We start from the raw sequence: 15,701 nt of genomic DNA, 5'->3' as shown, positions 1-15,701 counted from the left end.
AATGTGAACAAGGGCGGGGAAAGCATTGTTATAGTGATGCTAAACGGACCATGGGCTACATATAGGCTGTCAGAAAAAGATGACATTTTACCCCGAAATTTTTTCTTCATCATAAAACCCTTAAATTATGTCATTCGACTTACTAGAGAGTGTACGAAATCTATTCAGCGGTAACGTAATCAGTCAGGCCGCCTCCAAATTAGGCGAGAGTGAAGAAGGGATTCAGAAAGCGATATCCGCGGTTGTTCCAACTGTTTTGACTGGATTGCTGCACAAGACAGAGAGCAGTGGCGATGCAGGTGGGCTCCTGAATATGGTGAAAGGAGCTGCATCGGAGGCGTCTCCATCCAGTATTGGTGCAGCATTACAAGGTGGAGCAGGCGGTCTGTTGACCAAAGGGGCTGGCTTTTTAAAGACGCTGTTTGGCGACAAAGCTGCTGGTATCACCTCTATGATTTCCTCTTATGCGGGTATTAAAGAGTCATCTGCCGACACGCTGTTACAAGCTACGGCGCCGGCTACACTGGGTACAGTGGGGCAGTATGCTATGCAAAACAATTTGAATGCGGGAGGATTCGCGTCTTTCCTAAATTCTCAGAAAGATAAAATTGTGGGCGCCATTCCTGGCGGTTTGAATCTGGCAGGATTACTGGGTTTGGGCGGACTGGGAGAATTAGGTTCCAAACTGGGCAGTATGGCCAGCGGACTGGGACATACAGTTGGCAACGCAGCTACCTCTACCGTAAATACCGTAAAACAAGCTGGCGGTGGCGGTGGCAAATGGATTTGGTCTCTCCTGCTAATTCTGGTCGCTATTATCCTTCTTTGGTATTTAATGCGCGGTTGTGGCGGCAATAAGGGTGGAGAAACAGTAGTAGACAGCGTAACCACTAATCAGCTCGCTGATTCTGCTGGTACTGCTACTCCAATGGCCGCTCCTGAAGTTGCCAGAGAAAGTATCCAGGTAACTTTACCGGATGGCACTGTACTCAATGCCTATAAAGGCGGTATTGAAGATCAACTGGTGACCTTCCTGAAAGACAACAGCAAAGCAGCCGGTAAAGACGTATGGTTTGATTTTGATAACCTCAATTTCAAAACAGGCAGCGCTGAACTGACAGAAGAAAGTATGCAGCAGGTAAGCAACATTGGGGCTATACTGAAAGCATTCCCTAAAACAAAAATTAAGATAGGCGGATATACGGATAAAACCGGAGATGCTGCCGCAAATAAAAAACTCTCCCAAGAACGCGCAGATGCTGTTGTAACAGCCCTCAAGAAGCTCAATACGAATGCAGCTCAATTAGAGGGAGCAGAAGGTTATGGATCTGAATTTGCGAAAGCGGCGGCAGATGCGCCAGATGCAGAAAGGAAGAAAGACAGACATATCAGCATCAGTGTGAGAGAAAAATAATACAGCCATATCAACCCATATCAAAAGGAAAAGGCGCCCGGAAATGCAGATCCGGCGCCTTTTCTTGTATTTGTAAAGCTGATTTTTACTGTTCCTTCACCAACACTAACCGGTTACGATCCGATTTATAAATGGTGTTGGTGAAATTCAGGATATCATTGTATTCCGCTACAGGGTATGTTCCACCCGTGATGTCCAATTTTCGTATATACGTAATGGTATTCCCGTTTACACTGAGTGTAGTCGTGAAGGAGCCATATTTACTGGTCAGTACTTGTGGTTTAGGTTGAGATTCTACCTTATATCCTGCGGGGATGGCGATATTTACTGTATCTGTTTTAGTATATGCCATCGGGAATGCTACCGGGGAAATACGTGCGGTGTCTTCCTCCAGTTTGGTACCATACCGGCTCATTACATTTGGCAGCAGGAACATGCGTTTGCCTGTTACAGTGGCATAATTGCTGGCAGTGATATCCAATTGCTCTGTTAAAGTAGGCAGGATCTTTTTGTCTTCACTGGTTTCGTAAGCATTTACATCATAATTGGAGAAGTCCAGGCCGGAGCGTAATATTTCCAGTTGTTTTTGTTTGCTGGCATTATTAACCATGGAAGAGAGATCATCCTGTAACATGCCAGTAGAGCGGATTTCCGACTTTATCTTCATATTCCCGGTTTCGTCTATCACTGCATTCACTACGGAGCTTCTGCGGTTCTCTTTCTGGCCATAATATGGCGTATGTGTCAGTTTACTGTGCAGCGAATCCAATACTACCACTGCCCTGTTGCCCGTAAAGCTGCTCAGATAGCCGGCTGGCAGAGATGTACTGGTACATTCCAACCAGGTAGTATCTTTTTTACCAGGAACACAAACGATGACATGGTTGAACCAATCGGCCGCAAAATCTTCCGGAAAAACGCGCGGTTCATCTGAACCTTGCACCAGGACACTATTTGCGGCGATGCCTACTTCCTTTAGCATTGCACACATAATATTGGAAAGGGCTTTACAATCGCCATATCCTGTTTTTGCAGTGGTTTGTGCATCGATGGTTTGATAGCCTCCAATTCCCAACTGGATACTGATATATCGGAAATTTTTTTGCAGATATCTATAGAGGGCTGCAATTTTTTCCTGTGACGTAGAAAGATGGTCGGTAAGCTGGTGGACTTTCGTCTTCATATTATCCGGCAATACATCTCTACCCGCGTTAATACGATAAAAGAAGTTACCAAGGTCCTGCCAGGAGCCCGACTTACCATGAAACGGACCATAGTCAAATTCGCTGGCAGCCAGCAGTACAGAAGGAACTCTGTTGAACAACGACACTGCCAATGCCTCTTTCTTGATGGCAGGCAGATTGGCGAATGTCCAGGTGTAGCTTTTTCCTTCTTTTGTATCGGCGATAACAGGCGATACTGTGGTTTGCATCATCTTATATTGCAACTGCAATGAGGCAGGCATCACAATATTCACCACTGCTTTTTCTACGGCTTCTGTCTGTATTTCCTGTGGCAGGAACATACGCAGGAAGTATGCGCTGTTCAATTTATATTCCACAGTATACTCTATCGTATACGGATATCCGAAACCGGTAAATTCATGGAATTTCACTCTGGAATCGGTAATGAGTTCCGTTCCACCAGCACCTGCAACATCTGCGATATCGCTCTGGCGGAGGCGTTTTACCTGATTACCTTTATCATCGTAATAGGCGCCGGAGATACTACGGATTTCCCGCAGTTTATCGTAAGACTCTGTGAGCGTGCTACGGTTATCGCCTGATTTATCGAGGATGGTGATGACCTGATGTTGGACCGCCCTGATTTCCTTGCTATCAACAACACGATAGGTCGTCTCATTCAGGCGCATAATGCTGTGTGCATTTTTCTTCAGCCCTTCAGGAATAGCGGATGCAGGATAAAATGGCTCTGCAGCCAGCAATGGGAGTTGCCAGCAGCAGAGTATACCGAATAATATTTTAAGACTTTTCAAGGTTATGCTTTTTTCTTTTTCAGCACTATTTGTTCTGCCTGTTTTTTCACGATCATACCCCAGAAATCACGGAGGGAAGGATAATCTTCCGGCTCGAAAGTGGCTTTCTTTAACTGGATACGGCAACGCATTTGTACGCGATCTTCCGTTGCCTGGATCAGGTATTGGAATATACCTTCCGTCTCGTTGAACTTTACAATGGAGGATTTCGGCAGTTCATCGACTACATATCCTTCTGGTATTTGGAAGTTGAGCGAGTACATTTCATCGTATACGGCATTCATTTCCACAGGGTACTTACGTTCTGCCGCTTTGAAGATATTCTCTTTATACGCACTGCCGACGAATGGATTAAGATAGATGACATCATCATCTTCACCACCTTTCATTTTGAAATCATAGGACACCATAATCGCATCATTGAGACTATCCAGATCATTTACTTGTCCATTGCTGATTTCCACCTCGCCATTGAAAGATTTACCGATTCGTTCGAAGAACCCTTCTTTCTTTTTGCTTTGGATTTCTTTGCGAATATTATAGGATTGCAGATAGGTTGGACGCTGTTGGAAGGTACCGTGGAATGCGCCTTTCTCGAATTTATCGAATGATACGCTGGTCATTTCCGCTTCGTGGAGCGAATCCGCAGAGATAACAAAGTTGCTACCTAATTCATCTACAATTCTCGCATCGCCGTTATAGCAGGATGGCAGCAGTTTACCAAATCCGAGTAATGGATCGGTGGCGTCGAGGGTGACAACATTATCTTCCAGTCGCACTGCCGCGATTACATAGTTGAAGCGACTGAGCAATGGATAATAGGAAACATATCCGTGTTCTCTTGTACTGAGGATAATCGGGAATGCATCCAGTTTAGCGCGGCGCAGCAAACCTACTAAGAGCAAGTTGATATCAGAAACGCCTCCTTTCTTGCTGGTGAGGGTAGTTTTCAGACGCTGGGAAGTCCAGATACCACGCGAATCATTACATATCACATTTGTTTTTACCCAGTTGAATATTCTGGCTGCTTTTTCCTGATCGGAAGTAGCGCCTTTGATGAGCTCATCGGTGATATTATCCATGAAGTTGCCATTCTTGCCCATTGCGGCGCCGAAGTCTTCATCTTTATTCAGATCTTCCATCAGTTTAGGCCAGGTATTTTTTGTATCCTTGGCCACTTCTCCGAACTTATAGGAAGCCAGCTGAAACTCTATTCTGTTAACATAGTTATCAGTAGTGGTAATGAACTTTTCATCTCTGATAGCTGGTAAGTCTTTCGCCGCCCAGCGGAAGTGGGTAATTTCCGAGCTAAGGCTCACATTTTCAGATTGACCGGTAGCGCCATATGGCTCATATCGGAAGCTGAAAACGGTATGACTGGTGTTCCTGGTTTTCTCCACGTAAGGTTCAAAACCTGTACCCAGCTGCACAAAGCGGAGGAAGTCTGGGATGGACACAGTATATTCACTCCAAAGAGTGGGTATGGAATGTTGGTAAGTCCATGACGGGAGACTCGTCCAGAATGGAGAGGTTACCGTATAACTGTATTCAATGATGGTACCTTCTTTTACGCCAGGGATGGCAAATTTCTTGGTAACATAATTTTTGATGGTCTGTTCGGTATAGATATCCTTACTTTCCAATTTAGTTTCCTTGATTTCACCATTCTCCAGGTTATAGGCTGAAGCTTTGATCTTGCTGATCTCTTCCTGGGTATTATTGGTATTTCCTTTAAACAGGTTGACCTTTACATTCGCGTAATCGTATCCTGATTTGTCTACGATCTTATAGCGTTTGTGTACCTTATAGACAACGGCCAGGGAGGAGCCATTGGTTTCAAAGGCGGAGCTGCCAATTTCAGAAATAATGATCGCATGAGCGCCGGTGTCTTTGGCGGAACTGAGATTAAATTCTTCTTTGGAAACTTTGCCGAATTTCATTTTTGCACCATCCTGGGCATACAGGACAGTAGAGAACAAACAGCTGGTCAGGGTAAAAAATGCCAGCACGACAGAATTATAGCGCATAATGTTTCAGATACAGGGCTTAATTAAATTGCGGTGAAGATATAATTTTCTGCAATTCTCCTATTTCAGGGTATTCCCGGGGACTTATTGTAATTTTGCGGCGTGGAACATACCAGATTCATAAAAGAGCTTGCCAGGGAACTGGGATTTGACTACTGCGGCATTTCAGAAGCAACGCAGCTGGACGACGATGCGCGCAGGCTGGAGCAGTGGTTGAAAAAAGGGATGCATGGCTCTATGCAATACATGGAGAATCACTTTGACAAGCGGATAGATCCCCGAAAACTGGTAGATGGCGCAAAGTCTGTCATCACACTTTTATACAACTATTTTCCTGCGGAACGTCAGCGGGAAGACGCTCCCAAAGTTTCCAAGTATGCGTATGGGCAGGACTATCACGAGGTAATCCGGGCACGATTAAAGGAGATGTTGGCACGCATGCAGGAGCGGATTGGGCAGATACAGGGGCGGGGATTTGTGGATTCTGCGCCGGTACTGGAACGAAGCTGGGCGCGCAGGGGCGGACTTGGATGGATTGGTAAAAACGGAAATATTATCAATAAGCAATCCGGTTCGTTCTTCTTCATTGCTACATTGATAACAGATATTCCGCTGGAGTATGATGGCCCGGTGGGCGATTATTGCGGTACTTGTACCCGGTGCCTGGATGCCTGTCCTACAGGCGCGCTGGTAGCGCCGGGAGTGGTTGATGGGAGTCGCTGTATTTCCTATTTCACTATTGAACTGAAGGATCAGTTGATACCCGAGAAGATGAAAGGGTCTTTTGACAACTGGATGTTTGGCTGTGATACCTGTCAGGATGTATGTCCCTGGAATCGTTTTGCGAAGGCCAATAATGAAACGGCATTCACGCCGATCCCTGCTATTCTTGATTTTACGACCAACGACTGGGAGGAAATGACGGAAGAAGCATTCAAAGCCATCTTCCGTCATTCTCCCCTGAAACGCAGTAAATATGCGGGAATCAGGAGAAATCTCCAGTTTTTGAACCTGGGAGAATAATTATTTCTTTTTCTTTACCTGTTTGATCAGCCATGCAGAGAGATCTGCGGCAGCGCCATAGTTCTGATAATCTGGCGTCAGGCGTTTTCCATCTGTGTATTCATTATAGAACCAAGGGTCTCCAACCGCGAATACAGTACCCTTGCCTACTTTGGCCACTGCCATTATCACATAGTTACCATCTTTATAAACGGCTTTGGCAGGCGCTTTCAGCGTCATAGTGGACAATTCCTTAATATATACTTTTTTAACATTCGGGAAGATCTCGTGGCGAGGTGGGATCATCAGCGCTCCCTGCTCGTAGTTGCGGCCCTGTACGCGGTTGCGGCTATCGCCATTAAAGTGAATACCGAATTTTTCCGCTAACGTGTTAAAATGGGTAAACTCCGCATTCAGAGAATCATTTTCCATCAATACCAGTACCCCGCCGGCTTTTACCCAGTTATAAATCACATCCGCATCTTTGCTGTTCATATAATTAGGCGCAGGCGATTCCTGTTCGGTATCGGGGTCTACGATGATGTAGACATCTGTATTTTGTAGATTGGTGGCAGTAGGAGCCGCTGCCAGCGTATCCCTTTTTACTCCCAGGGAGTCGAAGATATGGCCCCAGATGGAGAAGCCGCCATTTTCCTGTTCTTCCCAGGTGTAATGCCAGCGAATGGTATTCCCCGCTTTATCTTTTTTAAATTCATGATTGTACCAATAGTCAAGGGTAACCCTGACATCCTTTGCTGGCGCACTTTGCGCAAAAACCGGACTAAGCATTCCTGTCAGGAAAACGGACAGGATTCCGCGGCATAAAAGAGAATAACGTGGCATAATAGTTTCCAAATTGGGCAAAAAACTAGTAATAATTTTTGAGAAATTATAATGCTGGAGGGGATAAAATGAGAAAGGTCGAAAGAATTCGACCTTTATTGCTAAAATTCCACGTTATGGGCACTCAGGTCCATAAAATCTTTATATAGAAAAATGATATATCTGGTTTAGAGGGAGTGCGGCTTTGATGGAAGCCGTATTACAAATGTAGGGGATGCTAAATCTATTGTCAAGTATTAGCAGATAATTTTTTTTGAGATTTTACTTTAATAGTGGAGTTTTTTTTTCAAGTCCCCAGCCGCCTGACGGCGGCTGGGGACGGGGCGGGAGAAATTGATTAGTTTTTGTTGGGGACAAAGCTACCTGTAGGCAGCTAGGGACGGGCGGAGAAATTGATTAGTTTTTGTTGGGGACAAAGCTGCCTGTATGCGGCTAGGGATGGGCGGAGAAATTGATTAGGTATTGTTGGGGACAAAGCTGCCTGTATGCGGCTAGGGACGGGCGGAGAAATTGATTAGGTTTTGTTGGGGACAAGGCTGCCTGTAGGCGGTTGGGATGAGCGGAGGAAATTGATTAGGTATTGTTGGGGACAAAGCTGCCTGTATGCAGTTGGAGATGAGCGCGGTAAATTGATTGGGGTTTGTTGGGGACAAGGCTGCCTGTAGGCGGTTGGGATGAGAGGGGGAAATTGATTGGGGATTGTTAGGGACAAAGCTGCCTATATGCCGTTGGAGATGAGCAGAGGAAATTGATTGGGGATTGTGGTGCACAAAGCCGCCTGTATGCAGCTAGGGACGGGCGGAGAAATTGATTAGGTTTTGTTGGGGACAAAGCTGCCTGTATGCGGCTAGGGACGGGCGGAGAAATTGATTGGGGATTGTGGTGCACAAAGCCGCCAGTATGCAGCTAGGGACGGGCGGAGAAATTGATTAGGTTTTGTTGGGGACAAAGCTGCCTGTATGCGGCTAGGGACGGGGCGGGAGAAATTGATTAGGTATTGTTGGGGACAAAGCTGCATGTATGCGGTTGGGATGAGCGGGGGAAATTGATTGGGTTTTGTTAGGGACAAAGCTGCATGTGCGGTTGAGATGAGCGGAGGAAATTGATTGGGGTTTGTTGGGGACAAAGCGGACTAACAGCTGCCACAAAATAATCCTGGTTTGAAATAACCCATACGGCCACCATTCCTACCCTACATCGTTGCATTGCCATCATGTTTCATGGCCTATTCAAAAGGCTAAAAAATTCCTATATTGCCTCTACGAAATGTCAACCAAAGCAGAGTATCCATGAGGAGAAGGAGTGCCCTTAAGTTTATTATCACTGTTATCCTGCTATGTGTGCAATATCACTTGCATGCACAAACGCTGCGCTACCAATTTAGTCATGTAGATATTAACCAGGGACTGCTGAATAACCAGGTAAACTGCTTTTTTAAGGATAGCAGCGGATTTATGTGGATAGGCACTGTATCAGGATTAAACCGCTATGATGGTTATCAATTCAAAAGCTTTCAGCATGATGCCAGAGACACGTCTTCCCTTACCGAAAATACTATAGAGAAAATACAACCAGGCCCAGGAGGCCACCTATGGCTCTTTACCCGCAATGGTATCGACATCTTCGACCCCGCTACCAACCGATTTGATCATCATCCGGAAAAAATGTTGGAGCCGCTCGGAATTCCTGGAAAAACCGTCCGCAACATATTCCGAGACCAACAATACTTCTTCTTTCTCCATCCCTCCAATGGCATTTATATTACCAGTAACTCCTCTCCTACCCGACATCTCCTTCATCGCGAAAATGATACAACCACTATCGCCACCAATAAAGTGAGCGATATAATCGCCGATAAAAAAGGAAACTACTGGATCATACATACCAACGGTGTCCTGGAAAAAATGGATGGAAAAAACTGGCAGATTACTAAACGTAACCAGCAGCTCCAAAGGGCCGACAGCAGCAGCTTTACGCTATGTGCCGACAATGAAGGAGATATCTGGCTATACGAAGACAAGGCCGATAACGGCGCCTGGTACTATGAAACGGCCACCAACAAATGGACACATTTCCATCAAACCTCCAGCGGCATTGCCCTCAATAATAATATTGTACGCGGTATCGTTCCCGGAAATCCCGGCGAAGTATGGATTGGAACAGATCACGGCGGCATCAACATCCTCCATAAATTCCACCATACAGTTCAGTATATCGAAAATATCCCAGATGACTACAGGAGTATCAGCCAGAACAGCATCACTACGCTGTATCGCGATAATACCGGTATTATATGGATTGGCACCTATAAAAAAGGATTGAATTTCTACCACGAAAACATGGTCAAATTTCCCTTATATCAGTTTCAATCATACAACCACAACAGCCTCCCCTTTGATGATGTAAACCGTTTTATAGAAGATGCCAAAGGCAACCTATGGATTGGTACCAACGGTGGCGGTTTGATTTACTATGACCGTAACAACAACACCTTCCGACAATACAAACATGATCCCGCCAACCCCAACAGCATTTCAGGCAATGTGGTGGTGAGCCTTTGTATGGACCACAAAGGACAACTATGGGCAGGCACTTATTTCGGAGGACTGGATCGCTTCACTGGCAACGGTTTTGCACATTACAAGCATATACCCGGAGACCCCGCCAGCATCAGTGATAACAGCGTCTGGGAAATAATGGAAGATAGCAGACAACAATTGTGGATAGGTACATTAGCCGGTGGATTGAACACATTGAATCCCGCTACAGGCAAGTTCCGCCGCATGGACGACCTATTCAAATCCAGATATGTAGCCGCTCTACTGGAAGATAAAAAAGGTAATATCTGGATTGGTGGCAGCGAAGGCCTCACCATGTACAATCCCGCTAAAGGAACCGTATCCAGATTTACCAGCAATCCTGCGAAGGAAGGGACTTTGAGCCACAACAATGTCGTGTGCATTTTTGAAGACACACATGCCAATATATGGATTGGCACCCGTGACGGACTAGACATGTATCTCCCTAAAACCGGTCTGTTCCAGACCTACCGTCAGGAAGATGGATTACCCAACAATACCGTCCTCAATATACTGGAAGATAACCGTCAAACACTGTGGCTGAGCACTCCCAACGGACTTTCCAACATGTATACCTCCCATGGAACCAATGGATTTCATTTCAAGAATTATGATGAATCTGACGGACTTCAAGGCAAAGAATTCAATGAAAATGCAGCCTTGAAAACTGCCAAAGGAGAGCTTATCTTCGGTGGTGGCAATGGTTTTAATTTATTTTATCCAGACAACATTCTCTTAAACCGCAACATTCCGCCAGTGGTGCTGACCGAACTACAAGTCTTCAATCAGCGGATAGAACCCGGTCAGCAGCTACAAGGAAGGACTATTCTGGATAAAGCGATGCCACAAACCAATGCCATCACCCTGCGGCACGACCAGAATATGTTCTCCATTTCATTCGCTTCACTGAACTATTTCCACCCGGAAAAAAACCGCTACGCCTACATGCTGGAAGGTTTCAACAAAAACTGGTTGTATACCGACAGCACGCAACGTATGGCCACTTTCACCAACCTGGACCCAGGCGATTACATCTTCCGGGTGAAAGCCTCCAATAATGACGGCATCTGGAACGATACAGGCACGGCCTTGCATATACGAATTCTGCCCCCCTTCTGGAAAACATGGCCCGCATTCCTGTTGTATATCTTACTGATCGCGGCAGCATTACTACTTGCCAGACGCATTATCCTGGAACGGGAACGACTGAAATTCAGGGTAGCAGAACAAATGCGGGAAGCGGAACGGATGCATGAACTGGACGCCATGAAAATTCGTTTCTTCACCAACGTTAGTCATGAATTCAGAACGCCACTGAGTTTGATCATCACACCCCTGGAAAGACTTATTGGACAAGGATCTGATCAACTGCTGAAAGGACAGCTGCAACTCATGCAACGCAATGCGAGAAGATTACTCAACCTCGTCAATCAGCTGCTCGACTTCCGTAAAATGGAAGTAGAACAAATAAAATTACATCCCAGCGAAGGCGATATTGCTGCCTACATCAAAGAACTGACCTGGTCATTCTCTGATCTCTCTGAAAAGAAGCATATACAACTGCACTATAGCAGTAATGTGCAATCGCTCTACATGCTGTACGACAGCGATAAAATTGAGAAGATCCTTTTCAACCTGCTCTCCAATGCTTTTAAATTTACGCCGGAAGACGGCAAAATTGCGGTAGATCTCCAGCATGATGCAGAAAACAGCGTTTTGCAAATAGCCGTCAGAGATACGGGCATTGGCATTCCGCTGGAAAAGCAGGAACATATTTTCGGCCGGTTCTTCCAGCATGATGTGCCTGGCTCAGTGATGAACCAGGGCAGCGGGATAGGATTAAGTATTACCAAGGAATTTGTAAAGCTGCACAAAGGTAGTATACAGGTAGACAGCGCTCCGGAAATGGGTAGCTGCTTCACCGTGACGTTACCAGTACAAACAACCGCCGCAGTGCCGGGAGAAATTACCACCGAAGTAAGCAATGGTGCAGTACAAGTGGCAGCAACACCTGTCCCCGTGACTAAAAATCTGCCACAGGTGCTTTTGGTGGAAGATAATGAGGATTTCCGCTTCTACCTGAAAGACAATCTGGGCCAGTATTTTCAAATCATAGAAGCCGAAAACGGCCTCGTTGCCTGGAAGCTGTTATCACAGCTCCAGCCACAGGTGATTGTCAGCGATATTGCGATGCCGGAAATGGATGGACTGGAACTATGTCGCAAAATCAGGCAAAACCCCAGAACCAGCCACCTCCCTGTAGTACTACTGACTGCGAGAGCAGCTGATGCCCAGCAACTGGAGGCACTGGAAACCGGCGCCACAGACTATGTGACCAAACCCTTCAACTTTGAAATGTTGCTGTCCAAGATCCGGAATATCATTGCACAGCAACAATCCCTTAAAAAGACCTTCCGGGAACATTTTGACGCCCATCCCAGCGAAGTGGCTATTTCCTCCGCAGACGAGCAATTCATCCGGCAGGCAGTCGAAATCGTGGAAAAAAATATCTCTGACCCGGATTTCTCCGTGGAAGATTTGAGTCGTGCCCTGTTCATGAGCCGCGTGTCTGCCTACAAAAAAATACTGGCCATTACGGGCAAACCGCCTTTGGAATTTATCCGTAGCATTCGATTGAAACGAGCTGCTCAACTGCTGGAAAAAAGTCAGTTAACAGTAGCCGAGGTGGCATATGAAGTCGGTTTTAATAACCCGAAGTATTTCACCCGTTACTTTAAAATGGAATTTAACGAACTTCCTTCCGTATACGGCAAAAAGAAGTAAAACAGGCCATGGTGGCCCGTGTCTTATCATTTCCGCCCCTCGCCACCTCCATTAAAAAACTTCCCTGCTTAACATTTGGACCCGTAATCTGAAACAGATCCTACCCCTGGTTCTGCACGGTCCCTTTTATTTTTGTTCCCATCGTTATGAAGCACAGGCCAACGAAAAAAATTCCACTTATTATGATAAAAAGGACCCTTCCGATTGTTTTATTAACATGCTTTACTTCCTGGTGCCGAGCCGGAGAAGTAGAGAAACTGAGCGATGGCCTTCTGATTAAACTGGATAAGAATGCCAGCCACGGTACCTCCCGGTTAAGACTACAGGTTGTCAATGAGAAAATTATTCATGTCACAGCATCTCCTGATGAAACGATCAGTAGTACGCCAAGTCTGATGGCTGTGGAAACGAAATCGCCCGCCACTCCCTGGGAATACAGTGAAGATAAGGACACTTATATCCTGAGCACCAAATCATTGCAGGTAGCTGTCAACAAAACTACCGGCCAGATTATATACCGATATCCCTCCGGGAAGATCATTGTATCCGAAAACCCGGATGGGGGCAGGAAATTTAGCCCGGTAAATATCAATGGTAAGCAGTTGTATGGTATCCAGCAGATTTTCCAGGTAAATCCCCGGGCAGCACTCTATGGCCTTGGCCAGCATCAGACGGGCCTGATGAATTATTACGGAGAAGACGTAGATCTCACCCAATACAATTCAATTGCAGCCATCCCTTTTTTATTATCAACCGACAAATACGGTATCCTTTGGGATAACTATTCTATTACCAAATTCGGAGATCCCAGCACCAGGAAGCCTTTGAATGCCTTGCACCTGGAGTCCAAAGACGGCCATAGTGGCGGACTAAGCGCCACCTATGCCAACAAAACCAATGGTAAGGTACTATTGAAACAAATAGACAGCACCATTAATTATGAGTTCCTGGAAGACCTGGATAAGCTACCTAAATCGTTTCCCCTGGCTCAAGGGAAAATTACCTGGGAAGGCAAGTTAAGCGGCGACCAAAATGGAGATTATAAATTTTTCGTACAGTCGTCCGGGTATTTGAAAATCTGGATGAATGGGAAACTGGTACTGGACAAATGGAGAGAAAGCTGGAACCCGGGTCCTTCCCAGTTTAAGCTGCCTATGCAAAAAGGAATAGCCGTTCCCGTTAGGATAGAATGGATTCCGGAAACTACACAGTCTTTCCTATCTATTAACCTGCTCTCCCCTACTCCGGCCGCTTACGACGGCAAAGCTGTATTCACATCTGAAGCGGGAGAAAAACTGGATTATTACTTCATGGGCGGCAGCACTATGGATGAAGTGATCAGCGGATACCGACAAATAACCGGCAAGGCAACAATGCCTCCGCAATGGGCATTAGGTTTCTGGCAAAGCAGGGAAAGGTATAAAACCCAGGCTGAGATTGAGCAAACAGTAGCCGATTTCCGCAAGAAAAAGATTCCATTGGATAATATCGTACTGGATTGGAGCTACTGGAAAGAAAATGCCTGGGGCAGTCAGGAATTTGATCTTAGTCGCTTCCCCGATGCGGCAGGTATGATCCAACGACTACATCAGGATTATCATACACAGTTTATGATATCCGTCTGGCCTAAGTTTTATGAAGGTATTCCTAACTATCAACTGTTCGATCAACAGCATTGGTTATACAAGCAGAATATCCTGAATCAGCAGCGCGACTGGATTGGGAAGGGCTATATATCTACCTTTTATGATGCATTTAATCCAAATGCCCGCCAATTATTCTGGCAGTTATTAAATGAAAAATTATTCAGCAAAGGCGTAGATGCGTGGTGGTTAGATGCTACAGAGCCAGATATTCTCAGCAATGCTACTATTGCTGCGCGCAAGAAACTGATGGACCCTACGGCCATCGGGCCCGCCGCACAATATTTCAATACTTATTCTTTGGAGAATGCCCGCGGTGTGTATGAAGGGCAACGCAGCGTCAAACCGGATCAACGCGTCTTCATTCTGACACGTTCTGCATATGCCGGCATACAGCGTTATGGCGCGGCTTCCTGGAGTGGAGATATAGCGGCCACTTTCGAGGAAATGGCCCGGCAGATACCTGCAGGACTCAATTATAGCATGTCTGGCCTACCATACTGGACTACCGATATCGGCGGATTCTTTGTGGAAGATAAATACGATCGTCCTAATCCGGTGGGTCCCGCCTTACAGGAATGGAGGGAATTGAATACCCGCTGGTTCCAGTATGGCGCGTTTTGTCCGCTTTTCCGTTCGCATGGACAGTATCCTTATCGGGAGATGTTCAATATAGCCCCGGAAGGCAGCGAGGCATTCAATACTATGTTGTATTACGATCAGTTGCGTTATCGCTTACTGCCTTATATCTATTCACTGGCAGGCAATGTATATCATCAGGATTATACCATTATGCGGGGATTACCGATGGATTTTGGATATGACAGCGCAGTGTATAAGATCCGCGACCAGTTTATGTTTGGAGACGCGTTGCTCGTGAACCCTGTCACGGTCAATAAAGCCAGGAGCAGAGAACTGTATCTGCCTAAGGGCGACGGCTGGTATGATTTCTACACTGGAAAATACCTGTCGTCCGGCCAGCATATTACTGCAACGGCCCCTTTATCCCGCATGCCGCTGTATGTGAAAGCAGGAAGCATTCTGCCTGTAGGCCCGGTATTGCAGTATACCGCAGAGAGAAAACCCGATACGCTGAACATCTACGTGTATACTGGTAAAGATGCTTCCTTCGAATTATATGAAGATGAAAATATTAACTATGGCTACGAACGTGGCGCATATAGCAGGATAAGATTTACCTGGAATGAGGCCGGCAAAACCTTGCAGATAGGGGCCCGGGAAGGCAGCTTCCCTGGTATGCTGGAGCAACGTTATTTCAGGATCATATTCGTAGATCGGCAACATCCTGCTGCCCCGGATCAGCCATCCGGTAATGAACTGACAACATATAATGGAATAGAAAAAACGATCAGGGCCATCTGACCCAGATCCATTTTTTATCACAAACGATAA

At 45.9% G+C, this 15,701-nt stretch carries 7 protein-coding genes; 4 read left to right on the top strand and 3 right to left on the bottom strand.

Going from position 1 to position 15,701, the window contains the following annotated elements; genetic code table 11:
- Positions 1 to 127 precede the first annotated feature (127 nt).
- Entirely contained in the window at positions 128 to 1,414 is a 1,287-nt protein-coding gene (locus CLV59_RS13775; protein WP_111592625.1) for an OmpA family protein, read from the top strand.
- 85 nt (positions 1,415 to 1,499) lie between these two features.
- On the opposite strand, the gene CLV59_RS13770 is transcribed toward CLV59_RS13775, so the two are convergent.
- Both CLV59_RS13770 and CLV59_RS13765 read right to left on the bottom strand, forming a co-directional pair.
- The gene (locus CLV59_RS13770; protein ID WP_111592624.1) at positions 1,500 to 3,410 is read right to left on the bottom strand and encodes a DUF3857 domain-containing protein; all 1,911 of its coding nucleotides are present in this window, start codon (positions 3,408 to 3,410) and stop codon (positions 1,500 to 1,502) included.
- A gap of 2 nt (positions 3,411 to 3,412) precedes the next feature.
- Positions 3,413 to 5,437: a DUF3857 domain-containing protein gene (locus tag CLV59_RS13765; protein WP_111592623.1), complete on the bottom strand. Its 2,025-nt coding sequence runs from the start codon at positions 5,435 to 5,437 to the stop codon at positions 3,413 to 3,415.
- Between the two features lie 102 nt (positions 5,438 to 5,539).
- On the opposite strand from CLV59_RS13765, the gene queG reads away from it, so the two are divergent.
- Entirely contained in the window at positions 5,540 to 6,460 is a 921-nt protein-coding gene (gene queG, locus CLV59_RS13760; RefSeq protein WP_111592622.1) for a tRNA epoxyqueuosine(34) reductase QueG, read from the top strand.
- Here the strand turns inward: queG and CLV59_RS13755 are convergent, their stop codons facing one another.
- Positions 6,461 to 7,282 (bottom strand): DUF4350 domain-containing protein, encoded by an 822-nt coding sequence (locus CLV59_RS13755; protein ID WP_146616195.1) that lies wholly within the window; start codon positions 7,280 to 7,282, stop codon positions 6,461 to 6,463.
- Positions 7,283 to 8,571: 1,289 nt separating this feature from the next.
- Between CLV59_RS13755 and CLV59_RS13750 the strand changes: the two genes are divergently transcribed.
- Entirely contained in the window at positions 8,572 to 12,645 is a 4,074-nt protein-coding gene (locus CLV59_RS13750; protein ID WP_111592620.1) for a hybrid sensor histidine kinase/response regulator transcription factor, read from the top strand.
- A 182-nt stretch (positions 12,646 to 12,827) separates the two neighbouring features.
- A complete protein-coding gene (locus CLV59_RS13745) occupies positions 12,828 to 15,671 on the top strand; it encodes a TIM-barrel domain-containing protein (protein ID WP_111592619.1) in 2,844 nt (947 codons plus the stop codon).
- Positions 15,672 to 15,701 lie beyond the last annotated feature (30 nt).

Source organism: Chitinophaga dinghuensis (genome assembly GCF_003259435.1).
Classification (GTDB): Bacteria; Bacteroidota; Bacteroidia; order Chitinophagales; family Chitinophagaceae; genus Chitinophaga; species Chitinophaga dinghuensis.
The sequence above is the reverse complement of the archived record's forward strand: the minus strand, read 5'-3'. Positions and strand labels throughout refer to the sequence as shown.

Bases quoted from the DNA above. Each gene is read 5' to 3' on its own strand.
- CLV59_RS13745 (WP_111592619.1), top strand. From the start codon at position 12,828: ATGATAAAAAGGACCCTTCCGATTGTTTTATTAACATGCTTTACTTCC.
- CLV59_RS13750 (WP_111592620.1), top strand. From the start codon at position 8,572: ATGAGGAGAAGGAGTGCCCTTAAGTTTATTATCACTGTTATCCTGCTA.
- CLV59_RS13765 (WP_111592623.1), bottom strand. From the start codon at position 5,437: ATGCGCTATAATTCTGTCGTGCTGGCATTTTTTACCCTGACCAGCTGT.
- CLV59_RS13755 (WP_146616195.1), bottom strand. From the start codon at position 7,282: ATGCCACGTTATTCTCTTTTATGCCGCGGAATCCTGTCCGTTTTCCTG.
- CLV59_RS13775 (WP_111592625.1), top strand. From the start codon at position 128: ATGTCATTCGACTTACTAGAGAGTGTACGAAATCTATTCAGCGGTAAC.